The 25,471-nt window shown below is 58.8% G+C and carries 38 protein-coding genes; 8 read left to right on the top strand and 30 right to left on the bottom strand.

Annotation, left to right across the window (positions count from 1 at the left end; translation table 11 throughout):
• Nucleotides 1-124 precede the first annotated feature (124 nt).
• The 7 genes from WM40_RS18280 to WM40_RS18250 all read left to right on the top strand — a co-directional run bounded on the left by WM40_RS18280 (nucleotide 125) and on the right by WM40_RS18250 (nucleotide 7,100).
• Entirely contained in the window at nucleotides 125-589 is a 465-nt protein-coding gene (locus WM40_RS18280) for a type III secretion system chaperone (protein WP_024901975.1), read from the top strand.
• Between the two features lie 65 nt (nucleotides 590-654).
• A complete protein-coding gene (locus WM40_RS18275) occupies nucleotides 655-996 on the top strand; it encodes a hypothetical protein (RefSeq protein ID WP_046153590.1) in 342 nt (113 codons plus the stop codon).
• Complete coding sequence (locus WM40_RS18270) at nucleotides 978-1,490, top strand: hypothetical protein (protein WP_024901977.1); 513 nt, start codon at nucleotides 978-980, stop codon at nucleotides 1,488-1,490. Before WM40_RS18275 ends, WM40_RS18270 begins: the two co-directional genes overlap by 19 nt.
• A gap of 24 nt (nucleotides 1,491-1,514) precedes the next feature.
• Nucleotides 1,515-1,973 carry a type III secretion system chaperone gene (locus WM40_RS18265; protein WP_024901978.1) on the top strand — a complete coding sequence of 153 codons (459 nt, stop codon included), beginning with the start codon at nucleotides 1,515-1,517 and terminating at the stop codon, nucleotides 1,971-1,973.
• Nucleotides 1,974-2,081: 108 nt separating this feature from the next.
• Nucleotides 2,082-3,617, top strand: a complete 1,536-nt coding sequence (locus WM40_RS18260) for a hypothetical protein (RefSeq protein ID WP_046153589.1) — start codon at nucleotides 2,082-2,084, stop codon at nucleotides 3,615-3,617.
• 81 nt (nucleotides 3,618-3,698) lie between these two features.
• The gene (locus WM40_RS18255; protein WP_024901980.1) at nucleotides 3,699-5,261 is read left to right on the top strand and encodes a hypothetical protein; all 1,563 of its coding nucleotides are present in this window, start codon (nucleotides 3,699-3,701) and stop codon (nucleotides 5,259-5,261) included.
• Nucleotides 5,262-5,549: 288 nt separating this feature from the next.
• Nucleotides 5,550-7,100, top strand: a complete 1,551-nt coding sequence (locus tag WM40_RS18250) for a hypothetical protein (protein WP_046153588.1) — start codon at nucleotides 5,550-5,552, stop codon at nucleotides 7,098-7,100.
• A gap of 115 nt (nucleotides 7,101-7,215) precedes the next feature.
• Here WM40_RS18250 and rplQ read toward each other — a convergent pair whose 3' ends face one another.
• The 29 genes from rplQ to WM40_RS18105 all read right to left on the bottom strand — a co-directional run bounded on the left by rplQ (nucleotide 7,216) and on the right by WM40_RS18105 (nucleotide 23,769).
• Nucleotides 7,216-7,614: a 50S ribosomal protein L17 gene (rplQ, locus tag WM40_RS18245; protein ID WP_024901982.1), complete on the bottom strand. Its 399-nt coding sequence runs from the start codon at nucleotides 7,612-7,614 to the stop codon at nucleotides 7,216-7,218.
• A 262-nt stretch (nucleotides 7,615-7,876) separates the two neighbouring features.
• On the bottom strand, nucleotides 7,877-8,854 hold the full coding sequence (locus tag WM40_RS18240) for a DNA-directed RNA polymerase subunit alpha (RefSeq protein ID WP_024901983.1): 978 nt from the start codon (nucleotides 8,852-8,854) through the stop codon (nucleotides 7,877-7,879).
• A 201-nt stretch (nucleotides 8,855-9,055) separates the two neighbouring features.
• Nucleotides 9,056-9,679 carry a 30S ribosomal protein S4 gene (gene rpsD / locus WM40_RS18235; RefSeq protein WP_024901984.1) on the bottom strand — a complete coding sequence of 208 codons (624 nt, stop codon included), beginning with the start codon at nucleotides 9,677-9,679 and terminating at the stop codon, nucleotides 9,056-9,058.
• Nucleotides 9,680-9,911: 232 nt separating this feature from the next.
• Complete coding sequence (gene rpsK, locus WM40_RS18230) at nucleotides 9,912-10,316, bottom strand: 30S ribosomal protein S11 (RefSeq protein ID WP_024901985.1); 405 nt, start codon at nucleotides 10,314-10,316, stop codon at nucleotides 9,912-9,914.
• A gap of 27 nt (nucleotides 10,317-10,343) precedes the next feature.
• Nucleotides 10,344-10,709 (bottom strand): 30S ribosomal protein S13, encoded by a 366-nt coding sequence (rpsM, locus tag WM40_RS18225; RefSeq protein ID WP_024901986.1) that lies wholly within the window; start codon nucleotides 10,707-10,709, stop codon nucleotides 10,344-10,346.
• A gap of 40 nt (nucleotides 10,710-10,749) precedes the next feature.
• Nucleotides 10,750-10,866, bottom strand: coding sequence for a 50S ribosomal protein L36 (rpmJ, locus tag WM40_RS18220; protein ID WP_024901987.1), 117 nt, complete (start codon nucleotides 10,864-10,866; stop codon nucleotides 10,750-10,752).
• An 18-nt stretch (nucleotides 10,867-10,884) separates the two neighbouring features.
• Entirely contained in the window at nucleotides 10,885-11,103 is a 219-nt protein-coding gene (gene infA, locus WM40_RS18215) for a translation initiation factor IF-1 (protein ID WP_003264140.1), read from the bottom strand.
• Between the two features lie 10 nt (nucleotides 11,104-11,113).
• Nucleotides 11,114-12,442, bottom strand: a complete 1,329-nt coding sequence (gene secY / locus WM40_RS18210) for a preprotein translocase subunit SecY (RefSeq protein WP_024901988.1) — start codon at nucleotides 12,440-12,442, stop codon at nucleotides 11,114-11,116.
• A gap of 120 nt (nucleotides 12,443-12,562) precedes the next feature.
• Nucleotides 12,563-12,997: a 50S ribosomal protein L15 gene (gene rplO, locus WM40_RS18205; protein ID WP_024901989.1), complete on the bottom strand. Its 435-nt coding sequence runs from the start codon at nucleotides 12,995-12,997 to the stop codon at nucleotides 12,563-12,565.
• A 15-nt stretch (nucleotides 12,998-13,012) separates the two neighbouring features.
• On the bottom strand, nucleotides 13,013-13,198 hold the full coding sequence (rpmD, locus tag WM40_RS18200; protein WP_024901990.1) for a 50S ribosomal protein L30: 186 nt from the start codon (nucleotides 13,196-13,198) through the stop codon (nucleotides 13,013-13,015).
• A gap of 11 nt (nucleotides 13,199-13,209) precedes the next feature.
• The gene (rpsE, locus tag WM40_RS18195) at nucleotides 13,210-13,725 is read right to left on the bottom strand and encodes a 30S ribosomal protein S5 (RefSeq protein ID WP_024901991.1); all 516 of its coding nucleotides are present in this window, start codon (nucleotides 13,723-13,725) and stop codon (nucleotides 13,210-13,212) included.
• 9 nt (nucleotides 13,726-13,734) lie between these two features.
• Nucleotides 13,735-14,100, bottom strand: a complete 366-nt coding sequence (gene rplR / locus WM40_RS18190; protein WP_024901992.1) for a 50S ribosomal protein L18 — start codon at nucleotides 14,098-14,100, stop codon at nucleotides 13,735-13,737.
• Between the two features lie 10 nt (nucleotides 14,101-14,110).
• On the bottom strand, nucleotides 14,111-14,644 hold the full coding sequence (rplF, locus tag WM40_RS18185) for a 50S ribosomal protein L6 (RefSeq protein WP_024901993.1): 534 nt from the start codon (nucleotides 14,642-14,644) through the stop codon (nucleotides 14,111-14,113).
• Nucleotides 14,645-14,660: 16 nt separating this feature from the next.
• Nucleotides 14,661-15,056 (bottom strand): 30S ribosomal protein S8, encoded by a 396-nt coding sequence (rpsH, locus tag WM40_RS18180; RefSeq protein ID WP_024901994.1) that lies wholly within the window; start codon nucleotides 15,054-15,056, stop codon nucleotides 14,661-14,663.
• A 13-nt stretch (nucleotides 15,057-15,069) separates the two neighbouring features.
• On the bottom strand, nucleotides 15,070-15,375 hold the full coding sequence (rpsN, locus tag WM40_RS18175) for a 30S ribosomal protein S14 (RefSeq protein ID WP_024901995.1): 306 nt from the start codon (nucleotides 15,373-15,375) through the stop codon (nucleotides 15,070-15,072).
• A gap of 7 nt (nucleotides 15,376-15,382) precedes the next feature.
• Nucleotides 15,383-15,922: a 50S ribosomal protein L5 gene (rplE, locus tag WM40_RS18170; RefSeq protein WP_024901996.1), complete on the bottom strand. Its 540-nt coding sequence runs from the start codon at nucleotides 15,920-15,922 to the stop codon at nucleotides 15,383-15,385.
• 15 nt (nucleotides 15,923-15,937) lie between these two features.
• Complete coding sequence (rplX, locus tag WM40_RS18165) at nucleotides 15,938-16,246, bottom strand: 50S ribosomal protein L24 (protein WP_024901997.1); 309 nt, start codon at nucleotides 16,244-16,246, stop codon at nucleotides 15,938-15,940.
• A 9-nt stretch (nucleotides 16,247-16,255) separates the two neighbouring features.
• Nucleotides 16,256-16,624, bottom strand: coding sequence for a 50S ribosomal protein L14 (gene rplN / locus WM40_RS18160; RefSeq protein WP_024901998.1), 369 nt, complete (start codon nucleotides 16,622-16,624; stop codon nucleotides 16,256-16,258).
• A gap of 403 nt (nucleotides 16,625-17,027) precedes the next feature.
• The gene (rpsQ, locus tag WM40_RS18155; RefSeq protein WP_024901999.1) at nucleotides 17,028-17,300 is read right to left on the bottom strand and encodes a 30S ribosomal protein S17; all 273 of its coding nucleotides are present in this window, start codon (nucleotides 17,298-17,300) and stop codon (nucleotides 17,028-17,030) included.
• Entirely contained in the window at nucleotides 17,297-17,491 is a 195-nt protein-coding gene (rpmC, locus tag WM40_RS18150) for a 50S ribosomal protein L29 (RefSeq protein WP_024902000.1), read from the bottom strand. The genes rpsQ and rpmC overlap by 4 nt, the downstream gene beginning before the upstream one ends.
• 12 nt (nucleotides 17,492-17,503) lie before the next feature.
• Nucleotides 17,504-17,920 (bottom strand): 50S ribosomal protein L16, encoded by a 417-nt coding sequence (gene rplP, locus WM40_RS18145; RefSeq protein ID WP_024902001.1) that lies wholly within the window; start codon nucleotides 17,918-17,920, stop codon nucleotides 17,504-17,506.
• Nucleotides 17,921-17,922: 2 nt separating this feature from the next.
• Nucleotides 17,923-18,699 carry a 30S ribosomal protein S3 gene (rpsC, locus tag WM40_RS18140; RefSeq protein WP_024902002.1) on the bottom strand — a complete coding sequence of 259 codons (777 nt, stop codon included), beginning with the start codon at nucleotides 18,697-18,699 and terminating at the stop codon, nucleotides 17,923-17,925.
• Nucleotides 18,700-18,709: 10 nt separating this feature from the next.
• The gene (gene rplV, locus WM40_RS18135; protein ID WP_024902003.1) at nucleotides 18,710-19,039 is read right to left on the bottom strand and encodes a 50S ribosomal protein L22; all 330 of its coding nucleotides are present in this window, start codon (nucleotides 19,037-19,039) and stop codon (nucleotides 18,710-18,712) included.
• 12 nt (nucleotides 19,040-19,051) lie between these two features.
• The gene (gene rpsS, locus WM40_RS18130; protein WP_024902004.1) at nucleotides 19,052-19,327 is read right to left on the bottom strand and encodes a 30S ribosomal protein S19; all 276 of its coding nucleotides are present in this window, start codon (nucleotides 19,325-19,327) and stop codon (nucleotides 19,052-19,054) included.
• 9 nt (nucleotides 19,328-19,336) lie between these two features.
• The gene (rplB, locus tag WM40_RS18125; protein WP_024902005.1) at nucleotides 19,337-20,167 is read right to left on the bottom strand and encodes a 50S ribosomal protein L2; all 831 of its coding nucleotides are present in this window, start codon (nucleotides 20,165-20,167) and stop codon (nucleotides 19,337-19,339) included.
• A 2-nt stretch (nucleotides 20,168-20,169) separates the two neighbouring features.
• Nucleotides 20,170-20,487, bottom strand: coding sequence for a 50S ribosomal protein L23 (rplW, locus tag WM40_RS18120; protein WP_024902006.1), 318 nt, complete (start codon nucleotides 20,485-20,487; stop codon nucleotides 20,170-20,172).
• Nucleotides 20,484-21,104, bottom strand: a complete 621-nt coding sequence (gene rplD, locus WM40_RS18115; RefSeq protein WP_046153587.1) for a 50S ribosomal protein L4 — start codon at nucleotides 21,102-21,104, stop codon at nucleotides 20,484-20,486. The genes rplW and rplD overlap by 4 nt, the downstream gene beginning before the upstream one ends.
• Before the next feature lie 2 nt (nucleotides 21,105-21,106).
• Nucleotides 21,107-21,769, bottom strand: a complete 663-nt coding sequence (rplC, locus tag WM40_RS18110; RefSeq protein ID WP_052738401.1) for a 50S ribosomal protein L3 — start codon at nucleotides 21,767-21,769, stop codon at nucleotides 21,107-21,109.
• Nucleotides 21,770-22,152: 383 nt separating this feature from the next.
• On the bottom strand, nucleotides 22,153-23,769 hold the full coding sequence (locus WM40_RS18105) for an NAD(P)/FAD-dependent oxidoreductase (protein WP_024902009.1): 1,617 nt from the start codon (nucleotides 23,767-23,769) through the stop codon (nucleotides 22,153-22,155).
• Between the two features lie 266 nt (nucleotides 23,770-24,035).
• On the opposite strand from WM40_RS18105, the gene WM40_RS18100 reads away from it, so the two are divergent.
• Nucleotides 24,036-24,764: a porin family protein gene (locus tag WM40_RS18100; RefSeq protein ID WP_046153585.1), complete on the top strand. Its 729-nt coding sequence runs from the start codon at nucleotides 24,036-24,038 to the stop codon at nucleotides 24,762-24,764.
• Between the two features lie 148 nt (nucleotides 24,765-24,912).
• Here WM40_RS18100 and rpsJ read toward each other — a convergent pair whose 3' ends face one another.
• Entirely contained in the window at nucleotides 24,913-25,224 is a 312-nt protein-coding gene (gene rpsJ, locus WM40_RS18095) for a 30S ribosomal protein S10 (RefSeq protein WP_024902011.1), read from the bottom strand.
• Between the last annotated feature and the right edge of the window lie 247 nt (nucleotides 25,225-25,471).

Genomic DNA, 25,471 nt, shown 5'->3' with positions numbered 1-25,471 from the left:
ACGCTTTCACTTGTGTCGTCACTGAATCAGCGAAGTGACTTGGTGATGCATGCATACCAGCATTGCACCGCACATTCGATCGCAATCAGTAAGCGATCGCTTTATACCGTTCTAGCCATCGACCATGAGCCTTGCCCGAAACCTGATGCATCAACTGGCCACCGCGACCTCGATGACACCGCCAGACCCGGCGATGACGACGTGGGATCTCGCGATAGAGGATCGATCCATCACGCTGGAGGATGGCGGCGCCGTGTTGATATTGAGCACGCCGCTGGGAACAGCGTTACGCGCCCATCCCGCGCCATTTTGGCAGCACCTGCTGGCATTGAACACCACCTTGGTCGTAGCGGATGGCGGTGCAATCACGATTGATCGGCCCGGTCATACGATATCACTGACGCAGGTGTGGCCCGCTTCGCAGTACGCGTCGCGCAACCTGCCCGACTGCCTTGGTACCTTCATCGCGCAGGCCCGCCGCCTGGTCGACACGCTGAACCGGACGCTCCCGCTTGACACTTCTTCCGAAGATGGGGAGCCGGAGTCAGGTGGCGCGGCGACTTCGACGAAGGAGCCTGTTTTCGTCTGAGCGTGTGGATGCCCCCATCATTGATGAGTGCGGCATGTGATCAAGGACCGTGTGAGAGACGCGCTATGGCGGAAATGTCTGTATCGCCGGACGGTATTGCCATCGGCGTGGATGCGCATTGGGACCTCCGCGGCATCACCGACATCGGCAAACTTGCCGAATCGGCGCGTCGGACGGATCTGATCGAGCAGGGTTTTTCGCCGCTGTGGCGCAGTGCTGTCGCCATCCTGTCGACATTGCCGCTGATTGGCGGCAGCGAGCACGTCAAGCAAGCGGCAGCAGACATCGAGTTCAGTGACACGGCCCGCGCCGCGCACTTCGACGCATTTGTCGACGCGCTGCAGTCGCAGTACGGCGAAGCCGTTACCAACGAAGCGATTGCGCCGGGATGGCCGCCCGATTGCTGAAAGCCGGTGGCGCGGAAGCTTTCGTGCCGATCCCCGCGACATGGATCTATGTGGACGCGGACACGATGCAGCGGTATTCGCTCGACTTGATACGCGAAGTTACCGCATTGAATGTCAAGGCAGACGCGGTGGATCAGACAATCCAAACATTCGCCTCACCCGGTCGTCCGATGAGCAAGCTGGAAGCCACAAATCCACATGCGACGCGCGTCGCCTTTGCACAGGACGCGATAGCAAGGCTTCCGGCAGCAACACGTGAATCGATGCGAACGTTGCGCACTGCATTGGAAGCGTGCAAAACCCCGCCCAACGACTACGAAAGCGCAATGCGGCAGATGAAAGCGCTGGTCGGCGGTTTGCACGAACACGTCCCCGGCCCATTCGGTTCAGCGATCAATGTGGCATTGGGCGCGGCAAACACGTTGTATAGCGAGATCCGTGACGCTGCCCACGAGGATAGCGAACTACTGGTCAAGCAGAAGCAGCCCAGTTGAAACCCGACCTTTTTGAAAATCGACATGCCAACCGCAAACGACCTCCTGACCACGCTGGCGCAGCAAGCCGGCCTTCCTTTGACGTTCGACGCGAACGGTTGGTGCATGTTCGAGATCGACGGACTCTGGGTCGCCCTTCATCGCACCCCGTCCCATTTGATCATGCACGGCATGATCGGCGCTTATCCCGATCGCCTCGACGATGCCACTTTCTGGCGCGACGCGCTGTTCCGCAATACCGCAACACTGAAAACCGCTGGCGCGGCGATTTCGATGCACGACGGACGGACGTTGATCCTCACCCGTCCGGTGGCAAACGACCTACCGGACATCAATTCGATCGGTGCCCTTTCAGTGACGTTCGTCGATACATTGCGCGGACTGGCCGCGGCGCTCCCGATGGCCGATACGACCCCGCTGCCAAGCGCGGCGAGCGATGGCGGCATGCTACCCATGTTCGGCGGTCCTTACATGGCGGTGTAACCGACAGGAGGGTGGCCTTGGCCGCCATGATCATCGCGGCCCACGCGATTGAACCGTCCTCGCCGGTCAGGCGGGCCGCCTGAGCTTACTGTACTTTCAGGAACCGCCATGCCATTTAATTCTTCATTACCGGGAACCACCGTCGCGGACTTGAAGGCCGATTGGGGAGCCGTCACGGATGTTCGCCCGTTCGCCGAAGCCGAACGGAAATCGAACCTGATCGAGCATGGGTTTTCACCGCTATGGCGTGGTGTGGTGCGGGTGCTGAGCAATTTGCCGATCATCGGCAACACCGATGCCGTCAAACAAGCCGCAGCTGACATTACATTCAGTGATACGGCACGCGCCGAGCGCTTCGACGCCTTCGTCGGTGCACTTCGCTCCCAATACGGCGAAGCAGTCAGCCACGAGGCGATCGCCCTGACGTCGCTGTCACCGGCGAATTACCTGTCACTGTCAAAGATGCGGGAAGTCCGCGACGTCGCGCAGATGCGCGAAAGTCTGACGCATAACCAGCAATTCTCGAATCGGGTGGAAGTGAAGGTATGGCCGTGGGAGAACATGAGTCGCGTCGGGCATGTCGCGTTGATGCTGCGGCATGAAAAAACGGAAGGCGGGGAGATCACGCGGGCTGACGGAGAAGCGGAGACCTACGCCAGTTGGTGGCCCGGAGCCGAGGAAGAGAGAGAGGGCGAGCAGGTCAAGGAAGGCGAACTGCAGGAAAAGATCACTTCCTTGACGCGCGCGCCGCGACTTGGGGTACCGACGACATTTCGAGAGAACAAAATCCTTGAACTCTCGGCACGCGCGCAGCGGGGGCTGATGAGCGGGAAATTCCAACCCAAGGAGGGGCAGGTGCTATTGCCGGCCGAAAAGGGCGAAGAAGCTCAATGGGGCATGGAACCCGAATTCTCGATTGCCATGCCGATGGCCGGATATAACGAACGCCCTGTCGCTGTCGGCACGGGGGAAAAGGAACAGACAACCGCGCCCGCCCTTACGACCTTCGGCCTCAATGGACCGCAGATTAAAAACTATTGGGAGAAAGACGTTCTAGGCGACGAAAGCGCGCAATTCGCGCTCGTCAGCGCCGACAGCAATTGCTCCGGGATGGCGGCGCGACTGCTGAAGGCAGGTGGTGCAGGCGCTTTTGTTCCGGTCCCTACTGCGCAGATCTTTCTAGACCCGAATACGATGCATCGCTATTCGGTCGAACTCATGCGCGAGGTTACCGCTCTGAACGCCAAGGCCGACGCGGTGGACCGTGCCATCGGCGCGTTGCCGAAAACCGTTGGCCAGGAAGGGGCGGCGGCCGCGCCTATTTCCCAGGCCGAGCGCGTGACCCTTGCGCAAGCGGCGATAGCCGCCCTTCATCCGTCCGCACGCGCGTCGATGCAGACGTTAAGCAATGTCTTGAATGCCTGCCAGACAGAAGCTGCGGATTACGAAGGGATGATGCAACAGATGAAGGCGCTTGTTGGTGGGCTGCATGATCATGTCAACGGTCCGTTCGGATCGGATATCAATAAGGCCTTAAGAGCAGCATACGAATTGTACGACACGATACGTGGCGCAGCGCACAAGGCTAGCTATCTGCATGACACGATGGAGTCCGATATCGCGTCCGATTTTTTTGATGATTGATCACGCACGCTAAATACGACGCCCGCCCCTTCTCAGTGACTGGGCGGCCCGCTCGGGCGTGAAGCATTATCTGGAACGGTCATGACACACATACCTTTAGCGCCCGGTGGCGCTGTTGCGGACTTGCAGGCCGGTTGGGAAGCCGTCACGGACGTGCGCCCTTTCGCAGAAGCGGAACGGCAGTCGAACCTCATCGAGCATGGCTTTTCACCGTTATGGCGTGGCGTAGTACGTCTTCTGAGCAGCCTGCCGATCATTGGCAACACGAATCCCGTCAAACAAGCTGCGGCGGATATCACGTTTAGTGATACGGCACGCGCGGAGCGCTTCGAGGCGTTCGTCGGCGCCTTGCGGTCCCAATACAGTGCGGAGATTACCGATGAGGTGGTTGCCCTGACGGCGCTGTCGCCGGCGAACTATCTATCCCTGTCGAAGATGCGCGAAGCCCGGGACGTGGCGCTCATGCGGGAATGCCTTACCCATAACCAGCAATTCACGAATCGTATAGAGGTAAAGGTGTGGAACTGGGAAAACATGCGCCGCGTCGGCCACGTAGCGCTGCTGATGCGGCATGAGCTGACAGATGGCGGCGATACAAAATTAACGGGCCCGGATGCAGAGACATACGCCAGTTGGTGGCCCGGCGGAGATTTCGACGCGTCGCCCGACGAGGGGCAAGTGTCCGGCCTCGAAGCGAAAATATCCGATCGATTGGAGTTTGACATTCAAACGCAACGCGGGTTCGCTGGCTCATACACATCCGATATGTACAGCGAAATGTCCCAACGCGCTCGAGAAGGACTCGAATCAGGACGATTTGCGCCATTGCCGGGTCAAGTTCCCATCAATATCTATCAGGGGGGAGAGGATGAAGCGCCTAACGTGAGCTGGGGAAAAGAACCCGACGCGTCTATCGCCATGCCGATGGCAGGCTACAACGAAAGACCACATCCAGGCGGGACCGGAACGGATGCCAACGGGGTCGTCGTTCCAACCCTGACCACTTTCGGCCTCAGTGTCGACGCCATCAAGACATACTGGGAAACGGAGGCGATTGGGAATGATGCGGCGCAGTTCAAGCTCGTCAGCACGGACCGGAACTGCTCGGGCATGGCGGCGCGGTTATTGAAGGCCGGCGGCGCGCATGCGTTTCTGCCAGTTCCCGAAGCGGTGCTCTTCCTGGATCCGAATACAATGCGTCGCTACACAACGGACTTGATGACGGAGGTCACCGCATTGAATGCAAAAGCGGATACCGTCGACGCCTCATTCGGCAGGCTGTTCACCGAGGATGAAGGGGCAGATGAAAGCGGTGTGACGCCCTCCTATTCAGTCCGCCTGGCACGTGCCCAAGAGGCAATCGCTTCACTGCCACGGGCGACACAAGCGTCCATGCAGGCATTAAACAATGCCTTGAATGAATGTAAGACGGAAGCGGGCGACTACGAAGGGATGATGCGACAAATGAAGGCGATGGTGGGCGGCCTGCACAACCACGTCAACGGCCCGTTCGGATCGGATATCAATAAGGCGCTAAGGTCTGCATACGAATTGTACAGTGCGATCCGTGGCGCAGCCCACGAGGCTGGCTACCTGCGCGAGGCGAGTGACTCCGATATCCCGTCGGATTTTTTTGATAATTGATCATGCGTATTGAATACGTTTCTTCCAAACACCGAGTCGATCACCCCCTTCGAATGACGTCCAAGGATACTTCGGGCGCGTTGGCGGCAGCGCTCCCGATGGCTAATACCAATTCGCCGCCAAGCGGGCCAAGCCAGTGGCGGCATGCCTCCCTAGTTTGACTGCAGTCGCATGGCCGTGTAACGGATAAGCGACCGTCCTTACCGCATCGATTGCCTAGACCGCAACGGCGGCGCTTTCATAGACCCGGCATGCAATCAAAGACTTACTACACTTTTAGGAAAAATCATGACAAACGATTCTTTATCACAGGGAGGTCTATTAACAGACTTCCAATCCGACGCGACAACCGTCACGGACATCCGCCCATTCGCGGAAGCCGAACGACGATCGAACCTCGTCGAGTATGGCGTCTCCCCGTTTTGGCGTGGCATGGTACGCATTTTAAGCAACCTGCCGATCATCGGAAACACGAACGTCGTCAAACAGGCGGCGGCGGATATCACATTTAGTGATACGACGCGCGCGGAGCGCTTCGAGGCATTTGTGGGTGCCTTGCGTTCCCAATACGGGGCGGAAATTACCGACAAGGTCGTGGCGATAACAGCCCTTTCGCCGACAAACTATCTGTCCTTGTCGAAGATGCGCGAAGCACGGGACGTGGCGGCCATGCGCCAAGGGGTTACGCATAACCAGCGGTTCCAGAATCGCGTCGAAGTCAAGGTATGGAACTGGGAAAACATGAATCGCGTCGGACACGTATCGCTGCTCCTGCGGCATCCGATCGCCAATCACGGTCGAACCGTATTGAAAGGTGACAAGGCCGAGACCTATGCCAGTTGGTGGCCCGGCAACGAATTGCCCACCTCAACCGACAATAGTCTCGTCGACAATGTAGTGGATAAAATCGTCCATAGATTGGCGTTTACGGGTACGGCACTCGGCCGTACCAGCGACTACGCGAACGACGTCTACGCGGAGATGTCCGAGCGCACGCGAGAAGGTTTGGAAGAGGGGCGGCTGCAGCCATTGCCGGGTCAAGTGCCGATGAATTACATCGATGACAGCACCAATTTACCAACGACAACCTGGGGCATGGAACCGAATGCATCGATTGCAATGCCGATGGCGGGATACAACGAAAAACCGTATGTCGATGCCGCCGGCAAGGAAGAAAATTACATGGAGTTCACGTGGACCCCGTTCGGTCTTGATGGCGGCGCCATCAAGACCTATTGGGAAACCGAGATAAAAGGAAACAAATCGGCGCAGTTCAAGATTTTCAGCACGGACTGGAACTGCTCGGGCGTGTCAGCGCGCCTGTTGAAGGCGGGCGGTGCGGAAGCGTTTCTGCCGGTTCCCGAGACGACGCTCTTAATGGACCCGAATACGATGCGTCGCTACGCGACAGATCTGATGACCGAAGTCACTGCGCTCAATGCCAAGTCGGAGGCCATCGACGCCATGTTCAGCAAGTTATTCGTCTTGGAGATGGAGGCAGACGAGAATGGCGCACCACCCACCTTTTCGGTCCGCTTCAAGCGCGTGCAGGACGCTATCGCGTTATTGCCACCAGCGACAAAAGCAACGATGCAGACTTTAAGCGATGCGGTGGCGGCCTGCGATCCGGTCGCGCACGATCATGCAGGAATGATGCGCCAGTTGAAGGGATTGGTTAACGGATTACACCCACACATCAAGGGCCCGTTTGGTACACATATCAACCTCGTGCTGGTGTCGGCGTGCCATCTTCTCAACGCAATACGCGTTGAAGCGTTTGCCGACAAAACACATAACGGCCACAACGCAGTCGGTTCGGAGCAAGCCGACGTCGAATAACGCAACACCCGGAGCCAAAAAGGATGCGAAAAAAAACCGCCTCAAAGGGCGGTTTTTTTCTTCCAACACGGTCTACCACGATTCGCGCAGACCGACTGAGAACCAACGTCGGCGCTTACTCGGCGTCGCTCGTGTCTTCCACTGCTTCCGTGACTTCCGGGCGATCCATCAATTGGATCAGCGCCATCGGTGCATTGTCGCCGTGACGGAAACCGAACTTCAGGATGCTCAGATAGCCGCCCGGACGGTTCGCGTAACGCGGGCCCAGCACGGTGAACAGCTTCGTGACCGAATCACGGTCGCGCAGGCGATTGAACGCCAGACGACGGTTTGCCAACGTATCGGTCTTGCCCAGCGTGATCAGCGGCTCCACGACACGGCGCACTTCCTTTGCCTTCGGAACCGTGGTCTTGATTGCTTCGTGATGAATGATCGAATTCGACATATTGCGCAGCATTGCCAGGCGGTGAGCGCTGGTACGGTTCAGCTTACGCAGTCCACTACGGTGACGCATGATGATTTTCCTTGAATTGAGTCTTGCTCCGGCTCTTCTATCCGTCCTGCCACACCCATCTGGCGCAGCGGACCGCGGTCCGGTAGGGTTGATTTAAAGGCAACTCCGCGTACAACGCGAAGGGGCATCATCTTACCGCATGATGCCCCTTCGATCCAACCACCCGCGGCACATGCTGCGATCGAAACAACAGATCGCGCCGCACCGCGCCGTGGTGCAAGGTCGCGGCACCACGCTGTCGCCTGACAGGCGACAGGCGTTATTACTTATCGAGGCTTGACGGCGGCCAGTTCTCGAGCTTCATGCCCAGCGTCAGGCCACGCGAGAACAGCACTTCCTTGATCTCGGTCATCGACTTCTTACCGAGGTTCGGGCACTTCAGCAGCTCGTTTTCCGTACGTTGGATCAGGTCGCCGATGTAGTAGATGTTTTCGGCCTTCAGGCAATTTGCCGAACGGACCGTCAACTCAAGATCATCAACCGGACGCAACAGGATCGGATCGATCTGTGGCGCACGCGACGGGGCTTCGGCCGTGGTTTCGGTACCTTCCAGCGCCGCGAACACGTTCAACTGATCAACCAGGATACGCGCTGCCTGACGAATCGCTTCCTCCGGCGTCAAGACGCCGTTGGTTTCGATGTTCATCACCAGCTTATCCAGATCGGTACGTTGCTCCACCCGTGCCGATTCCACCGCATAGCTCACGCGCTTGACCGGCGAGAACGACGCGTCCAGCACGATACGACCGATGACCTTGGCGACGTCTTCGCCGTAGCGACGTACGTTACCCGGCACATAGCCGCGCCCCTTTTCCACCTTGATCTGCACGTCGAGCTTGCCGCCCTTCGACAGATGCGCGATCACATGGTTCGGATTGATGACTTCGCAGTCATGGGGCAGTTCGATGTCCGCCGCCGTAACCACGCCTTCGCCGTCCTTGCGCAACGTGACCGTGACTTCATCACGGCTATGAAGCTTGAAAACCACGCCCTTCAGGTTCAGCGCCAGGTTGACCATGTCTTCCTGAACACCGTCCAGCGTCGAGTACTCATGAACCACACCCGCGATCGTCACTTCCGTCGGCGCGTAACCCAGCATCGACGACAGCAGTACACGACGCAACGCGTTGCCGAGTGTGTGACCATAACCGCGTTCAAACGGCTCCATCACGACTTTGGCGTGGTTGTCACCCAACGACTCCACTGCGATGATCTTGGGCTTCAACAAACTGTTTTGCATAGGTTTTCCTCTTCAATACCCTCGGCTCGTTACACCGATAAGGCTGACTGGCAACAACCCTAAAAAGCCGGCGCGTGGCATGCCACGGCACCGACGTCACCGTCAGCCGCCGTTTCTTGCCACGCAGCCGGCACTACTTCACTGCTCACCACAACGCTACCGTAATGCAAACCCGAAACCGATCCGCATTCAGGTGGCCGATCAACGCGAATACAATTCGACGATCAGGCTTTCGTTGATGTCGCCCGTGATTTCCGAACGATCCGGCACTTGCTTGTATGTGCCCACCAGTTCCTTCGAATCAACCGCAACCCAGCTCGGGAAGCCGCTCTGCTCTTGCAGGCTCAATGCTTCCAGAACGCGGGCTTGCTTCTTGGCCTTCTCACGGAGCGCGATCACGTCACCGACGCGAATCTGCTGCGACGGAATGTTCGCCACCACGCCATTCACCGTGATTGCACAGTGGCTGACGAGCTGACGGGCTTCCGCACGGGTCGAGCCGAAGCCCATCCGGTACACGACATTGTCCAGACGGCCTTCCAGCAATTGCAACAGCGTGGCGCCGGTGTTGCCCTTGCGACGGTCGGCTTCAGCGAAGTAACGGCGGAACTGACGCTCCAACACACCGTAGATCCGCTTGACCTTTTGCTTTTCACGCAGTTGCAGACCGTAGTCCGACGTCCGCGCACCCGAGGTACGACCATGTTGACCCGGCTTGCTGTCAAGCTTGCACTTGTCAGCGAGCGAACGACGGTTCGACAACAGCGACAGGTCAGTGCCTTCACGGCGGGAGAGTTTGGCTCGTGGGCCGGTATAACGTGCCACTTTCAGTTTCCTTCTTGATTAATCGCGGACAACGGGCTGGGCATACGGTCCCGGCAAGACATCGGGCGTGCAAGTCTGCACAAAAGACGTCTTACCCCGCACCCCCACCCGCTGAGGCGAGTCCGATGTCCTGCACGGGGACGTCCTTGATGTCTGGACCGTCGCCACGCGCGTCGCACCTGGACGGTGGGCTTATGGGTGGAATGGCTCGCACCATTCCGGCATGCATCGATCAGATACGACGACGCTTCGGCGGGCGGCAGCCGTTATGCGGGATCGGCGTCACGTCGCAGATCGACGTGATCTTGATACCCAGGCTGTGCAACGCACGAACCGCGGATTCGCGACCCGGGCCGGGGCCCTTGATGCGCACTTCCAAGTTCTTCACGCCGTATTCCATCGCCACGCGGCCAGCTTGTTCCGCTGCTACCTGCGCTGCAAACGGGGTCGACTTACGGGAGCCCTTGAAACCTTGACCGCCCGAGGTCGCCCACGACAGGGCATTACCCTGACGGTCCGTGATCGTGATGATCGTGTTGTTGAACGATGCGTGGACGCATGCAACGCCCTCGGGTACGTTCTTCTTCACCTTTTTCCGGACGCGCTGAGCGGCGGAATTGTTCTGAGCCTTAGCCATTCGTTTTTCCTGTGACCAGTGTTGCGCTTACTTCTTCAGCGAAGCAGCGGCACGACGCGGGCCCTTGCGGGTACGCGCATTCGTGCGGGTACGTTGACCGTGGACAGGCAGGCCCTTACGGTGCCGCACGCCGCGGTAGCAACCCAAGTCCATCAAGCGCTTGATGTTCATCGTGACTTCACGACGCAGATCGCCTTCAACCGGATAGTTCCCGATTTCCAGACGGATCTTTTCCTGATCGTCGTCGGTCAGTTCGCCAACCTTCTTCGAGAAAGGCACGCCAACCTTCTCAAGGATCTTGCGCGCGGTCGGACGGCCGATACCGAAAATCGCCGTCAAACCGATCTCGGCGTGCTTGTGATTGGGGACATTAACCCCTGCAATACGAGCCATTACTCTTCCTCAACTGAGAGCCTGGTACCGACGCTACGCGTCAGCCCTGGCGTTGCTTATGGCGCTGATCCGAGCTGCAGATCACCCGCACAACGCCATTGCGCTTGATCACCTTGCAGTTCCGGCACATGCGCTTTACCGATGCCATTACCTTCATGATGTTACTCCCTCGAAATCACTTCGCCCTGAATACGATCCGCGCCCGCGATAGATCGTAGGGCGTCAGTTCCACCGTCACTTTGTCCCCGGGGAGGATACGGATATAGTGCATCCGCATCTTGCCGGAGATATGCCCGAGCACGACATGACCGTTTTCCAGCTTCACCCGAAAAGTCGCGTTGGGCAGGTTTTCCAGCACCTCGCCCTGCATCTGGATTACATCATCTTTGGCCATATTCTCGTGCTCAACGCATCATCGTATTGCCGCCCTTGAAATTGGCTTTCCGGAGCAGCGATTCATATTGTTGCGACATCACGTACGACTGGACCTGCGCCATGAAATCCATCGTGATCACCACGATGATCAACAGCGACGTACCGCCGAAGTAGAACGGCACATTCCAGCGCAACACCAGGAATTCCGGCAACAGACAAACGAACACGATGTAGATCGCACCCGCCAGCGTCAGCCGCGTAAGAATCCGGTCGATGTAGCGCGCGGTTTGGTCGCCCGGTCGAATACCCGGCACGAACGCCCCACTCTTCTTCAGGTTGTCCGCCGTTTCCCTGCTGTTGAACACCAACGCGGTGTAGAAAAAGCAGAAGAAAACGATGGCCAACGCGTACAAAATTACATACGGCGGCTGTCCGGGTGACAGCGTTGTCGCGATGTTATGCAACCACGGCATCCGGGTGCTGAACCAGTTTGCGATCGTCGCCGGGAACAGAATGATCGACGATGCAAAGATGGGCGGAATCACCCCCGCCATGTTCAGCTTCAACGGCAGATGGGACGACTGTCCGCCGTAAATCTTATTGCCCACCTGGCGCTTCGCGTAGTTCACGAGGATCTTGCGCTGGCCGCGTTCGATGAACACCACCAGATACGTGACCCCTGCGATCAACGCGACGATGATAATCGCCGAGATGATGCTCATCGACCCGGTTCGCACCAGTTCGAACAACCCTGCCACCGCATTCGGCAGCCCCGCCGCGATACCGGCGAAGATAATGATCGAAATGCCGTTGCCCAATCCGCGCTCGGTGATCTGCTCACCCAGCCACATCAGGAACATTGTCCCGGTCACCAACGTCACCACCGTCGTCAGGCGGAATGCAAGGCCCGGATCGATCACCAGACCTTGCTGACCGCTCAACGCCACCGCAATCCCGAACGCCTGGAAGGTCGCCAGCACCACGGTAAAGTACCGCGTGTACTGAGTGATCTTCCGCTGACCTGCCTGCCCTTCCTTCTTCAGCGCCTCCAGCTGCGGCGACACGATCGCCAGCAACTGCATGATGATCGACGCCGAGATGTAAGGCATGATCCCCAATGCGAACACCGAGAAACGCGACAACGCGCCCCCAGAGAACATATTGAACATCCCGAGGATGCCGCCCGCCTGACTCTGGAACAGCTTTGCCAGTTGGTCCGGATCAATCCCCGGCACCGGAATATGCGCACCGATCCGATAAACGATCAACGCCAGCAGCAGGAAAATCAGCCGCCGGCGCAGGTCGCCGTACTTCGGCGCCGTCTTTCCGGATTTCGCAAGACTTGGGCTGGTAGCCAAAACCTTCTCCGATGCAGCCGTGGCCATCCTGCTTCGCCACGTATCGCCACGTTCTGCGCTAATTAATCGCTCATTGCCGCTGCGGCGGGCCTGTCTCTCGGCAGGCCCGCCGTTCACTGCTTACTCGCTCAGCGAGCCGCCTGCCGCTTCGATCGCCGCACGCGCACCCTTCGTCGCCGTCATGCCTTTCAGCACAACCTTGCGCTTCAGTTCGCCCGTTGCGATGACCTTCACACGCTCGATCATCTGACCGACCAGCTTGGCCTTCTTCAATGCGAGCAGGTCGACTTCGTCGAGCCCCAGCTTTTCGAGGTCGCTCAAGCGCACTTCACCGACGAATTCCTTCGTCAGCGAGGAGAACCCGCGCTTCGGCAGACGACGATGCAGCGGCATCTGACCGCCTTCGAAGCCAACCTTGTGGAAACCGCCCGAACGCGACTTCTGGCCCTTGTGACCGCGACCAGCGGTCTTGCCCAGGCCAGAGCCGATGCCGCGGCCTACACGGCGCTTGGCATGGGTCGAGCCTTCCGCGGGCTTGATGGTATTGAGTTGCATAGTCTGTCCCCAGGCTTAAGAGCCGATGACTTTCACAAGGTACGAAACCTTGTTGATCATGCCGCGTACCGCCGGCGTGTCTTCCAACACGCTGACCGAGTTGATGCGGCGCAGACCGAGACCGCGAACCGTATCACGATGCGATTCACGCGTGCCGATCAAGCTCTTGACGAGCTGAACCTTGATGGTCTTATCTGACATGGTGAGCATCCTTAGCCGAGAATATCTTCGACCGACAAGCCACGCTTGGCTGCTACTTCCGCCGGCGTCACTTGCTTTTTCAGTCCATCCAGCGTCGCACGGACCAGGTTGTACGGGTTCGTCGAGCCAAAGCTCTTCGCGACGACGTTGTGCACGCCAACCGCTTCGAATACCGCACGCATCGGGCCGCCGGCGATCACGCCGGTACCTTCCTTGGCCGGTGCCAGCAACACCTTCGAAGCGCCGTGACGGCCCTTGATTTCGTGTTGCAGCGTACCCTTCTTCAGGTCGACCTTGAACATATTGCGGCGCGCGCTTTCCATCGCCTTCTGCATCGCAGCCGGGACTTCCTTCGCTTTGCCCTTACCCATGCCGACGCGGCCATCGCCGTCGCCAACCACGGAAATCACCGAGAACGACATCACGCGACCGCCCTTGGCGACCTTCGTGGTGCGGACGACGGCGATCGGCTTTTCGATCAGGCCGTCTTCGCTCTCGGTTTGAGTGCGTACTTGAGTTTTTGCCATCACGACCCCTTAGAACTTGAGACCGGCTTCACGGGCGGCTTCGGCCAACGCCTTGACCCGACCGTGATACCGGAAACCAGAACGATCGAACGCCACCGACTCGACGCCTGCTGCCTTGGCGCGTGCTGCAATGCGTTGACCGATCAGCGTAGCGGCGTCAACGTTGCCGCCCACGCCGGTTTTACCAGCCAATTCCGTACGCACTTCCGCTTCAACGGTGGACGCGCTGGCCAGCACTTGCGTGCCGCACGGCGAGAACACTTGTGCGTAGATGTGCAGATTCGTACGGTGCACCGCCAAACGGTGGATGCCGCGGTCCGCGATGAGGATCCGCGTCTTGCGCGCACGGCGCGCACGAGCTTGTTTCTTATCCATGGTGGGCACCTTACTTCTTCTTGGTTTCCTTGAGGATCACAACCTCGTCGGAGTACCGCACACCCTTGCCCTTGTATGGCTCAGGCGGACGGTAGCCGCGAACTTTCGCAGCTTCCTGACCGACGACTTGCTTATTGATCCCCTTGATGACGATCTCGGTCTGCGACGGCGCTACTGCCGTCACGCCAGCCGGCAACTGGTGCACGACCGGATGCGAGAAACCCAGCGACAGATTGATCTTGTCGCCTTGCACTTGCGCACGGTAACCGACGCCGACCAGGGTCAGCTTGCGCTCGAAACCCTTCGTCACGCCGATAACCGCGTTATTGGTCAGTGCGCGCAGCGTACCGGACAGCGCATTCGCTTCCCGGCTTTCATCCGCGACTTCGAAGGTCAGAACACCGCTGTCCAGCGCAACCTTTACCAGCGGTTGTGCTGCCAGCGACACCGAACCGCTCGGGCCCTTGACCACGATTTGTTCCGCGCCAATCGTTACTTCCACGCCTGCCGGCACGGTGATCGGGCTTTTACCAACTCGAGACATTGTTCTCTCCCTGACGTCAGGCGACGTAGCAGATGACTTCGCCGCCCACGCCTGCGGCGCGCGCTGCACGATCGGTCATCACACCGCGCGGGGTGGAAACAATGGCGACGCCCAGCCCGTTCATCACGCGCGGAATGTCGTCACGACCCTTGTACACGCGCAGACCAGGCTTCGACACGCGTTCGATGCGCTCGATGACCGGACGGCCGGCGTAGTACTTCAGCGTGATGCCCAGCGATGCCTTCGCACCGTCAGTCGTCACGGCGTAGGTTTCAATATAGCCTTCGTCCTTCAGGACCTTGCAGATCGCAACCTTCAGCTTCGACGACGGCATGACTACCGACGTCTTCCCGACTTGGTGTCCGTTTCGGACGCGGGTCAGCATATCGGCGATAGGATCACTCATACTCATATCGTTTCTCCTATTACCAGCTGGCCTTGGTCAGGCCCGGGATTTCGCCGCGGAAAGCCATCTCGCGCAGCTTGTTACGGGCGAGGCCAAATTTACGGAAAGTGCCACGGGGACGACCCGTGACGGAACAACGATTGCGTTGACGCGTAGGATTCGCATTGCGCGGCAGCTGTTGCAGCGCCAGGCGTGCTTGATAACGCTCATCGTCGGTCTTGCTGGAATCGTCGATGATCGTCTTCAATGCGATGCGCTTGGCCGAGAACTTTGCAACCAGGCGCGCCCGCTTGTCTTCACGTTCGATCAGTGCCTTTTTAGCCACGTTAACCTCAGTTTCTGAACGGGAACTTGAAGCTGGCGAGCAGCGCCTTCGCTTCTTCGTCGGTCTTCGCGGTGGTCGTGATGCTGATGTTCAGCCCACGCAGCGCGTCGATCTTCTCGTATTCGATTTCGGGGAAAATGATCTGCTCTTTCACACCGATGTTGTAGTTACCACGACCATCGAACGCACGGCCGGAAACACCTCGGAAGTCACGCACACGCGGCAACGCGATGGTGATGAAACGATCCAGGAATTCCCACATACGTTCTTGACGCAGCGTAACCATCGCACCGACCGGATACTGCTCACGGATCTTGAAACCTGCGATAGCCTTGCGTGCCTTCGTGACCACCGGCTTTTGGCCAGCAATCTTCGTCAGGTCGCCCACGGCGTGTTCGATCACTTTCTTGTCAGCAACCGCTTCGCCAAGACCCATGTTCAACGTGATCTTGACCAGACGCGGCACTTCCATCACTGACTTGTAACCGAACTTTTCGGTCAACTCAGGGATGACTTTTTCTTTGTAAATCTCTTGCAGACGAGTCATTTGTCACTCCAAGCGTCAAGCGCTGATCGTCGCACCGGTCGACTTCAGGAAACGCACCTTCTTCCCGTCCTCAACCTTGATGCCCACACGCGACGGCTTGCCGTTCGCATCCACCAGCGCCACATTCGACTTCTGCAGCGGCATAGCCTTGGCTTCCACACCGCCCGTCGTACCCTTCATCGGGTTCGGCTTGACGTGCTTCTTCACCAGATTCAGGCCTTCGACCACAACGTGATCTTCTGCCACCAGCAGCACGGTGCCGCGCTTGCCCTTGTCTTTACCGGTAATGACGATGATCTCATCGCCCTTGCGAATCTTTTCCATCGCGGCTCCTTACAGCACTTCCGGCGCCAGCGAAACGATCTTCATGAAGCGTTCGCTGCGCAGCTCACGCGTCACCGGCCCGAAAATACGGGTGCCGATCGGCTCGAGCTTGTTATTCAAAAGCACGGCGGCATTGCCGTCGAACTTGATCAGCGAGCCGTCTGCACGGCGAACGCCCTTTGCGGTACGAACAACAACAGCGTTGTAGATTTCGCCCTTCTTGACGCGGCCACGCGGTGTCGCTTCTTTCACGGTCACCTTGATGACGTCGCCAATAGCTGCGTAACGCCGCCTGGAGCCGCCTAGCACCTTGATGCACATGACTTCACGCGCACCGGTGTTGTCGGCCACTTCGAGCCGAGATTCGGTCTGGATCATGATTTAACTTTTCCCAACTTAATCCGAGAACGCCACCATGGCGCCATCGGTCAGTCTTGGTCCCGTCAGCCAGCCGGCTGTTTGGGCGTGAACGGCAGGCGACAGCTGAAGGACCACTATCACCTTGGTGCCACTGCCACCCGCCGAAGCCTGCACAAACCGCCCGGCGAATGATAATCGGCACCAAAACGCCCTTTCGGGCGAATCCAAATTGAAGCAAAGAGCGAGAGTATAGCCCGCTTTCTCTTCCTTAGCAATACCTTCACGGCGACAGGGCCAAAAACCGGGCCACGTCGCCGTTTCACCACATCAGGTCGAACAGTTGCGGTGATGAAAAAGCCGGCCTTTTTCAGCCGGCTCTTTGATCACCGCCCCGAACCAAAGTCCGAGGAGGCGTACGCAATCAGATCACGCGCGCGGCAGTGATCAGGCGGGACACCGTCCATGCCTTCGTCTTCGAGATAGGACGCGACTCCTGAATCTCAACGAGATCACCTTCGTTATACGTGTTGCTTTCGTCATGCGCGTGGTACTTCTTCGAGCGTACGACATACTTGCCGTAGATCGGGTGCTTCACGCGGTGCTCGACCAGCACGGTCACCGTCTTGTCCATCTTGTTGCTGGTAACGGTGCCGGACAGCGTGCGCTTCAAGCTATTGGTAGCGGTATCGTTCATTTCTGGCTCGCCTTTTCCGTCAAGAGGGTGCGTACGCGTGCGATGTCGCGACGAACCTTCTTGATTTGGCTGGTATTGCTCAGCTGCTGGGTACCCAGCTGCATGCGCAGGCCGAACTGGGCCTTCAGCAAATCGCTGAGTTCCTGGTTGAGCGCCGCTTCGTCCTTACTGCGAAGTTCAGATGCTTTCATCGTTCATCTCCCTCAGGCGCCGATGTGACGAACAACGAAGGTCGTCTGGATCGGCAGTTTTGCCTGGGCCAGACGGAACGCTTCGCGCGCCAATTCTTCGGTAACGCCGTCCATTTCGTACAGCATCTTGCCTGGTTGAATCTCAGCGACGTAGTACTCCGGGTTACCCTTACCGTTACCCATCCGCACTTCCGCCGGCTTTTGCGAGATTGGCTTATCCGGGAAGATTCGAATCCAGATCCGGCCACCGCGCTTGATGTGACGCGTCATGGCACGACGCGCAGATTCAATTTGGCGCGCGGTCAGACGACCACGACCAATAGCCTTCAGACCGAACTCACCAAACGACACCGCGTTACCGCGAGTCGCTACACCGGTGTTGCGGCCCTTCTGCTCCTTACGATACTTTCTACGCTTCGGTTGCAGCATGATTACCCTCCAGTGCGGCGCGGCGCACCACGACGCGCACCAGGACCACCGCCTTCACCGTCACGGCGCGGGCGGCGATCGCCCGGACGTGCGTTGCGACGATTACGCTTGTCTTCGACCGGCGCCTCTTCCACTGCCGGCGCTTCGTTCGGGCCCAGGTGGTCGCCCTTGTAGACCCACACCTTGACACCGATGCGACCGTACGTCGTCTGCGCTTCCGAAGTTGCGTAGTCGATGTTGGCACGCAGCGTGTGCAGTGGCACACGGCCTTCGCGATACCATTCCGTACGTGCGATTTCGATACCGTTCAGACGACCCGAGCTCATGATCTTGATGCCTTGGGCACCCAGACGCATCGCATTGGCCATCGCGCGCTTCATTGCGCGACGGAACGCGATACGGCGCTCGAGCTGCTGCGTAATCGAATCACCGATCAGCTGCGCATCGATTTCCGGCTTGCGGATTTCTTCGATGTTGACGTGAACCGGCACGCCCAACAGGCGTTGCAGGTCCGACTTCAACAGCTCGATATCCTCACCCTTCTTGCCGATCACGACGCCAGGACGCGAACTGAAAATCGTGATCCGGGCATTGTTTGCCGGACGTTCGATCAGCACACGACCTACCGAAGCGTTCTTCAGCTTCTTCTTCAGGTATTCGCGGACCTTGATATCTTGGGACAACATGCCCGCAAAATTCTCATTGCCTGCGTACCAGCGCGACGACCAGTCACGCGTCACGGCCAGCCGGAAGCCGGTCGGATGAATTTTTTGTCCCATCGTCGACCCCTTAGTCCCCGACTGCCACAAAGATGTGACAGGTCTGCTTTTCGATTTTGTTGCCGCGACCCTTCGCGCGCTGCGTGAAGCGCTTCAACGAACCCGCTTTGTCGACATAGATCGTTTTGATCTTCAACTCGTCGATGTCTGCGCCTTCGTTGTGCTCCGCATTCGCGATAGCCGACAACAGAACCTTCTTAACAACCACGGCTGCAGCCTTCGGCGAGAACGTCAAGACGTCCAACGCACGAGCAACAGGCAGGCCGCGGATCTGATCAGCGACCAACCGGGTCTTCTGGGCCGACATACGGGCCCCGCGATGAATTGCTTTAGCTTCCATCTCTATCGCCCCTTACCGCTTGGCCTTTTTGTCCGCTGCATGACCCTTGAACGTCCGGGTCAGAGCGAATTCGCCAAGCTTGTGGCCTACCATGTTGTCCGAGATGTACACCGGAACGTGTTGGCGACCGTTGTGGACCGCGATCGTCAGACCGATAAAATCGGGCAGGATCGTGGAACGACGCGACCAAGTCTTGATCGGCTTCTTGTCACGCGAGGACGCCGCCGCTTCAACCTTCTTCAGCAAGTGGGCGTCGCAGAACGGACCTTTCTTAAGAGAACGTGCCATGTCGGCTCCTTAACGCTTCTTGTTGCGGCGCTGCACGATCATACTGGTCGTGCGCTTGTTGCGACGGGTGCGGAAGCCCTTGGTCTTCTGGCCCCACGGGGAGACCGGATCGCGACCAGCTGCGGTCTTACCTTCACCACCACCGTGCGGGTGATCCACCGGGTTCATTGCAACACCGCGAACCGTCGGACGAACACCACGCCAACGCATTGCACCGGCCTTACCGATTTGACGGAGGCTATGCTCTTCGTTGCCGACTTCGCCGACCGTTGCACGGCATTCGATGTGCACGCGACGGATTTCGCCCGAACGCAGACGAACCTGCGCGTAGATGCCTTCACGCGCCAGCAACATCGCCGAGGTGCCGGCCGACCGCGCGATCTGCGCGCCCTTGCCCGGCAACATTTCGATGCAGTGGATCGTCGTACCAACCGGAATATTCCGAATCGGCAACGTATTACCCGGACGGATCGGGGCTTCGGAACCGGACATCAGCGCTTGGCCGACAACCATGCCCTTCGTGGCGACGATATAACGACGCTCACCATCCGCGTACAGCACCAGCGCGATGTTCGCGCTACGGTTCGGGTCGTATTCGATACGCTCGACCTTCGCCGGGATGCCATCCTTGGTGCGCTTGAAGTCGATGAGACGATATTGCTGCTTATGCCCACCGCCCTTATGGCGCGTCGTGATGCGACCGTTGTTGTTACGGCCGGCTGTCTTGCTTTCACTCTCCACGAGCGCCGCGAACGGACGCCCCTTGTAGAGGTCGGCATTGACGACCTTGACCATCCCGCGGCGCCCCGGGGAGGTTGGTTTGACTTTAACGAGCGCCATGATTACTTGGCCTCCGTCGATTCAAAGTTGATTTCCTGGCCCGGCTTCAGCGAGACATAAGCGCGGCGCACGTGTGCGCGGCGGCCCATGAAACGGCCAAAACGCTTTTCCTTGCCTTTACGGTTCAGGACCTGGACCGACTCGACTTCAACCTTGAACAGCAGCTCAACAGCCGCCTTGATTTCAGGCTTCGTCGCGGTCTTCGCGACCTCGAACACGACCTGCTCGTTCTTTTCCGCCACGAACGTCGCCTTTTCGGAGACTACCGGCGCGAGCAGGACCTGCAGCAAACGATGATCCTTTTTGCGAACGTCCGTCATGACAGCAACTCCTCGATCTGGGCAACCGCCGCCTTCGTGACCAGAACGTTCTTGAAATGGATCAGCGACAGCGGGTCAGCATAACGCGGCTCGACAATAGCGACGCCAGGCAGGTTGCGCGATGCCAGATACAGGTTCTCGTCGAGCTCATCGGTGATGATCAGCACGGACTCGAGGCCCAGGCTCTTGAACTTCTGCGCGAGCAGCTTGGTCTTCGGCGCTTGCAACGTGATCGGCTCGATCACGGACAGACGGCCTTCACGAACCAATTGCGAGTAGATCGACGAGATGCCCGCACGGAACATCTTCTTGTTGACCTTCTGCGTGAAGTTTTCTTCAGGCGAATTCGGGAAAATCCGACCACCCCCACGCCACAGCGGGCTGGAGCGCATACCGGCACGAGCGTTACCCGTACCCTTCTGGCGCCACGGCTTCTTCGTGGAGTGGTTGACTTGCTCACGATCCTTCTGCGCGCGGTTACCGCTACGTGCGTTCGCCTGATAGGCGACGACGATCTGGTGAATCAGCGCTTCGTTGTAATCGCGACCAAAAACGGCGTCCGACGCAATGACTGCCTCGCCCGCTTGACCTTGCTCATTCAGGAGCTTCAGTTCCATGATCAGGCTCCTTGCGCGACAGTAACGTGCGCCTTCACTGCCGGCGTCACGAACACGACGCCGTTCTTCGCGCCCGGCACCGCGCCGCGAACGAAGATCAGCTTGCGATCCGCGTCGATACGCGCAATCTGCAGATTTTGCGTGGTGGTGGTGACGTCACCCATGTGACCCGTCATGCGCTTACCGGGGAAAACGCGACCCGGATCCTGCGCCATACCGATCGAGCCCGGCACATTGTGCGAGCGCGAGTTACCGTGCGAAGCACGACCGGATGCGAAGTTATAGCGCTTGATGGTACCGGCATAACCCTTACCGATCGACACGCCCTGCACGTCGACCTTTTGGCCATCCGCGAACAGATCGACATCCACCACGGCACCCAGTGCCAGCGAAGCTGCACGCTCCGCGTCGACACGGAATTCCTTCAGGACGACACCCGGCTCGACACCGGCTTTGGCCAGATGACCAGCTTCCGGCTTCGTAACGCGCGAGCGGCGACGCTCGCCGTATGCCAACTGGACCGCGGCATAGCCGTCGGTTTCCAGCGTCTTGATCTGCGTTACACGGTTGTTCGACACGTCCAACACGGTGACAGGAATCGAATCCCCATCAGCCGTAAAGATACGGGTCATCCCAACCTTGCGACCCACGAGTCCAAGGCTCATTGTTTTCTCCATTCCCGACTGCGATTGGCCGGGGCTTAAATACACCCGAAAGGGTGCGAAATCTCAGCGGAAAACGCCCACACACCCCTTAATCAGGCGGCAGGCTTGGCGCAAATTTCCTGATCACTTTCCGCGGGAAGCGGCGTTTGAACGGGAAATCAAATCGTCTTAGCGACGAAAAGCTCATCACTATACCTTAGGTAACCGGGGCGCGCAAGGCATCTATCTGATCAGCAAGGGGAAATACCGTAGGCGTTGCGGGACGGCATCGGCGAAGGAGAAACGGCGAGGGCATGGCGCACCGGCGGCACTCACCGCGCAACCGCCGCGCATCCCCTGCCGACGGCGCGTCCGTGTTGCGACAAAGCGCCGCTCGCGTAGGATCAACAGCGCACTAACTGTAACGCGAGCGCCTCGGCAACCTTGATGCCGTCGATCGCCGCCGAATAAATGCCTCCGGCGTACCCGGCGCCCTCACCGGCGGGGTACAAGCCTTTGACATTGATACTCTGGTAGTTGTCGTTCCGGCGGACACGAACGGGTGATGAGGTTCGCGTTTCCACTCCCGTCAATATCGCATCGGCCATCGCGAAACCCGGTAATTTCTTATCGATCTGGGGCAAGGCCTCGCGGATGGCGTCAATGACGTAGTCGGGCAGCGCCGTACTCAAATCGGTTAGATTGACGCCGGGCTTGTATGACGGCTCCACGCTTCCCAACTGCGTACTCGACCGCTTCGCAAGGAAGTCACCAACCCGTTGCGCCGGGGCACGATAGTCGCACCCGCCTAATTCAAACGCCCGTGCCTCCCAGTGACGCTGAAAGGCAATGCCCGCCAGCGGACCACCGGGAAAATCGTCCGGCGTAATGCCAACCACGATTCCTGCATTCGCATTGCGCTCGTTACGGGAGTATTGGCTCATCCCGTTGGTCACCACGCGCCCCGGCTCCGACGCGGCGGCGACCACGGTCCCGCCGGGGCACATGCAGAAGCTGTAGACGGCGCGACCGTTGCTGCAATGATGGACGACCTTGTAGTCCGCCGCGCCGAGAAGCTTGTGTCCGGCAAAGCGCCCGAACTGACTACGATCAATCACACCTTGCGGATGTTCGATACGAAAACCCAGGGAAAACGGTTTCGCTTCCATGAACACGCCACGGTTGTGGAGCATCTCGAACGTATCGCGTGCACTATGTCCCACCGATAGCACGACATGATCGCAGCGCAACGTCTCGCCAGTCGAGAGAGCCAGGGCACGGACTGCCCCATCTTCGATATGAATGTCGTCGACACGTGACTCAAACCGCACTTCGCCGCCGAGCGAATGGATCGTGGCACGCATTTTCTCGACCATACTGACCAGGCGGAACGTGCCGATATGCGGCCGGCTCAGGTAGAGGATATCGTCCGGTGCACCCGCCAGAACAAACTCCTCAAGCACCTTCCGCCCATAAAACTTCGGGTCCTTGATCTGGCTGTACAGCTTGCCATCGGAGAAAGTCCCTGCGCCTCCCTCGCCAAACTGCACGTTGGATTCAGGCTGCAGGACATTCTTGCGCCACAGCCCCCAGGTGTCCTTGGTGCGCTCACGAACGGCCTTCCCGCGCTCCAGAATAATCGGGCGGAACCCCATCTGCGCCAGGATCAGCCCCGCAAAAAGACCACATGGCCCCATACCGATGACCACCGGCCGCGATGTCGCCGGCGAGTCTTCCCGCGCCCGCGCAACAAATTTGTACCGCATGTCCGGAGTGACTGCGACGTGAGGCTGGCCCTTCAGATGCGCGAGCGCCTTGGCTTCATCCTTGATATCGACATCGACGATATACGTGAGCTTGATATCGGAACGCTTGCGGGCATCGTGGGCCCTTCTGTACACGCTGTAGCGCAGCAAATCTTCAGCAGGAACGTGCAGTTGCGCCAAGCGAGCATGGATGGCCGACGCGAGCGCGTCTTCCGTGTGGTCAAGCGACAGCTTGATTTCACTGATTCGTAACATGGTGATCCGTGTGCAAAGGGCGCTATCTATCCGCCAATGCGCGGATTCTACCGCGCAATCGCCCCTGCGTCCCCAGGACCGCGGGGGCGCAGGCGTCGCATCGGCCCAACAAGCCCCCCAACCAAACAAGGACGAGTCCACGCAGTCTTTGAGGCCAGTCCAATCGCTCTCACCACGACCACGCTCTATCGTTGCCAAACGGGTCAGTGATAGCGCGGCATGCCCGTCTCGCCCCCTGTTCGCGCAATAGCTTTTGGAGCGACTTCATGCGACTTCCTGCCTATCCACACCTTGCTAAAAGCAACGGGACGCGGCGCACGCCTTGTCGAAAAATCGCGCACGTCCTGACGTGCGCAGTACTGAGCGTCGCACCACTCGTCGCCTCCTCCGAGGCGGTCGCGGCGACCAATGGTGTTTTTGTACAAGCCGATGGCTTGCTGTCCATCGGCCCAGGTCGCCTATCCGCCGCCAATAGCAAACTCGGCGGCGGGGACGGACATACGCTTTATGGATTGGCCAACGACGGACGCTTCGGCTTCGGCGCCGCGGTTGGCTACATTCATGACCGCACTGGCATACGGGTGCGATATCTGTATCTGGGTACGCAACCCACGCTTTCGATCAACGGAAAGACGACCGGCAGCCGCGGAGGCCTGACGTCTCATTTTATGGGTGTCGAAGGCCTTTACCTGGTGCCACTGATCCCGCGTCGCGTGGATCTCGTGCTAAGCGGCGGTGCGGGTGTGCTGCGATCATCGGTACCGTTTCCCGGCGCGTCGCACCCGAACGCCGAAAAGGCCCCACGGCCCGGCAAGGCTACCCAGTTCGAGCCCGCCCTGTCATTGGGAGTAGGTCTGCGCGTCGCGCTGCTCCGACAGATCACCGGAAACATCGACATTACGCGTCTGACACCTTTTCAAAGTGGCCTGCGCTCGCGCGGGCTGTACAACAATGGCCAGACGGTCATATCCGCAGGCATCGCTTATACGTTCTAGGGCACCTGTGCAGGTCGCCTCGATCATCTCGCCCTAAGGCGCACGTTCGCTCGTCGCCCTGTTGCGCAAAAAAAAACCGACCTCGAAAGGTCGGTTTTTTTCATTGGTGGCGGCGATACCCGCCAACCGCCCGCGTCCATCGAATGGCTTAGGCCAGTTTGATCTTCACGTCGACGCCAGCGGCCAGATCCAGCTTCATCAACGCGTCAACCGTCTTTTCGGTCGGATCGATGATGTCGACCAGGCGTTGGTGCGTACGGATTTCGAACTGGTCACGCGATGTCTTGTTCACGTGCGGCGAGCGCAGCACGTCGAAGCGTTCAATACTCGTCGGCAGCGGTACCGGACCGCGCACGATGGCGCCCGTCCGCTTCGCTGTCTCAACGATTTCGATTGCCGATTGATCGATCAAGCGATAATCAAATGCCTTCAGGCGAATACGGATGTTTTGGCTTGCCATGATGTTTCCTTAAAGAGCGAGGCGGCTGGGTCCGCCATCAAATAAAGAGCGAGGGGTTGCGCGATTGCCCTGCAAAGTATCAACGCAAACCGGAATATACAACAGCCCCCATCGTCGCGCCGCTTCCCTGCACCGTAATGCGTGAAATCGGTATTGAAACAACACCGGGGCGCATGCGGCACACCCGCGCGACAATGGGCTTGCGGTGCCGAACCAGCATGAAGCAGGCCCGACACCGCCGAGGCAA

The organism is Robbsia andropogonis, assembly GCF_000970345.1.
Taxonomy (GTDB): domain Bacteria; phylum Pseudomonadota; class Gammaproteobacteria; order Burkholderiales; family Burkholderiaceae; genus Robbsia; species Robbsia andropogonis.
The sequence above is the reverse complement of the archived record's forward strand: the minus strand, read 5'-3'. Positions and strand labels throughout refer to the sequence as shown.

Bases quoted from the DNA above. Each gene is read 5' to 3' on its own strand.
- rplN (WP_024901998.1), bottom strand. From the start codon at position 16,624: ATGATCCAGACCGAATCTCGGCTCGAAGTGGCCGACAACACCGGTGCG.
- WM40_RS18275 (WP_046153590.1), top strand. From the start codon at position 655: ATGGCGGAAATGTCTGTATCGCCGGACGGTATTGCCATCGGCGTGGAT.
- WM40_RS18280 (WP_024901975.1), top strand. From the start codon at position 125: ATGAGCCTTGCCCGAAACCTGATGCATCAACTGGCCACCGCGACCTCG.
- rplF (WP_024901993.1), bottom strand. From the start codon at position 14,644: ATGTCTCGAGTTGGTAAAAGCCCGATCACCGTGCCGGCAGGCGTGGAA.
- rplE (WP_024901996.1), bottom strand. From the start codon at position 15,922: ATGACTCGTCTGCAAGAGATTTACAAAGAAAAAGTCATCCCTGAGTTG.
- rpsK (WP_024901985.1), bottom strand. From the start codon at position 10,316: ATGGCTAAGGCTCAGAACAATTCCGCCGCTCAGCGCGTCCGGAAAAAG.
- rpsQ (WP_024901999.1), bottom strand. From the start codon at position 17,300: ATGAACGATACCGCTACCAATAGCTTGAAGCGCACGCTGTCCGGCACC.
- rplV (WP_024902003.1), bottom strand. From the start codon at position 19,039: ATGGAAGCTAAAGCAATTCATCGCGGGGCCCGTATGTCGGCCCAGAAG.
- WM40_RS18255 (WP_024901980.1), top strand. From the start codon at position 3,699: ATGACACACATACCTTTAGCGCCCGGTGGCGCTGTTGCGGACTTGCAG.
- WM40_RS18265 (WP_024901978.1), top strand. From the start codon at position 1,515: ATGCCAACCGCAAACGACCTCCTGACCACGCTGGCGCAGCAAGCCGGC.
- rplO (WP_024901989.1), bottom strand. From the start codon at position 12,997: ATGCAACTCAATACCATCAAGCCCGCGGAAGGCTCGACCCATGCCAAG.
- WM40_RS18100 (WP_046153585.1), top strand. From the start codon at position 24,036: ATGCGACTTCCTGCCTATCCACACCTTGCTAAAAGCAACGGGACGCGG.
- rpmC (WP_024902000.1), bottom strand. From the start codon at position 17,491: ATGAAAGCATCTGAACTTCGCAGTAAGGACGAAGCGGCGCTCAACCAG.
- rpsH (WP_024901994.1), bottom strand. From the start codon at position 15,056: ATGAGTATGAGTGATCCTATCGCCGATATGCTGACCCGCGTCCGAAAC.
- rplW (WP_024902006.1), bottom strand. From the start codon at position 20,487: ATGACGGACGTTCGCAAAAAGGATCATCGTTTGCTGCAGGTCCTGCTC.
- rplR (WP_024901992.1), bottom strand. From the start codon at position 14,100: ATGGATAAGAAACAAGCTCGTGCGCGCCGTGCGCGCAAGACGCGGATC.
- WM40_RS18260 (WP_046153589.1), top strand. From the start codon at position 2,082: ATGCCATTTAATTCTTCATTACCGGGAACCACCGTCGCGGACTTGAAG.
- rplQ (WP_024901982.1), bottom strand. From the start codon at position 7,614: ATGCGTCACCGTAGTGGACTGCGTAAGCTGAACCGTACCAGCGCTCAC.
- rpsJ (WP_024902011.1), bottom strand. From the start codon at position 25,224: ATGGCAAGCCAAAACATCCGTATTCGCCTGAAGGCATTTGATTATCGC.
- rpsS (WP_024902004.1), bottom strand. From the start codon at position 19,327: ATGGCACGTTCTCTTAAGAAAGGTCCGTTCTGCGACGCCCACTTGCTG.
- WM40_RS18240 (WP_024901983.1), bottom strand. From the start codon at position 8,854: ATGCAAAACAGTTTGTTGAAGCCCAAGATCATCGCAGTGGAGTCGTTG.
- rplC (WP_052738401.1), bottom strand. From the start codon at position 21,769: ATGAGCCTTGGACTCGTGGGTCGCAAGGTTGGGATGACCCGTATCTTT.
- rpsE (WP_024901991.1), bottom strand. From the start codon at position 13,725: ATGGCAAAAACTCAAGTACGCACTCAAACCGAGAGCGAAGACGGCCTG.
- rpmJ (WP_024901987.1), bottom strand. From the start codon at position 10,866: ATGAAGGTAATGGCATCGGTAAAGCGCATGTGCCGGAACTGCAAGGTG.
- rplX (WP_024901997.1), bottom strand. From the start codon at position 16,246: ATGGAAAAGATTCGCAAGGGCGATGAGATCATCGTCATTACCGGTAAA.
- infA (WP_003264140.1), bottom strand. From the start codon at position 11,103: ATGGCCAAAGATGATGTAATCCAGATGCAGGGCGAGGTGCTGGAAAAC.
- rplD (WP_046153587.1), bottom strand. From the start codon at position 21,104: ATGGAACTGAAGCTCCTGAATGAGCAAGGTCAAGCGGGCGAGGCAGTC.
- rplB (WP_024902005.1), bottom strand. From the start codon at position 20,167: ATGGCGCTCGTTAAAGTCAAACCAACCTCCCCGGGGCGCCGCGGGATG.
- rpsM (WP_024901986.1), bottom strand. From the start codon at position 10,709: ATGGCTCGTATTGCAGGGGTTAATGTCCCCAATCACAAGCACGCCGAG.
- rpmD (WP_024901990.1), bottom strand. From the start codon at position 13,198: ATGTCAGATAAGACCATCAAGGTTCAGCTCGTCAAGAGCTTGATCGGC.
- WM40_RS18105 (WP_024902009.1), bottom strand. From the start codon at position 23,769: ATGTTACGAATCAGTGAAATCAAGCTGTCGCTTGACCACACGGAAGAC.
- rplP (WP_024902001.1), bottom strand. From the start codon at position 17,920: ATGCTGCAACCGAAGCGTAGAAAGTATCGTAAGGAGCAGAAGGGCCGC.
- WM40_RS18270 (WP_024901977.1), top strand. From the start codon at position 978: ATGGCCGCCCGATTGCTGAAAGCCGGTGGCGCGGAAGCTTTCGTGCCG.
- WM40_RS18250 (WP_046153588.1), top strand. From the start codon at position 5,550: ATGACAAACGATTCTTTATCACAGGGAGGTCTATTAACAGACTTCCAA.
- rpsC (WP_024902002.1), bottom strand. From the start codon at position 18,699: ATGGGACAAAAAATTCATCCGACCGGCTTCCGGCTGGCCGTGACGCGT.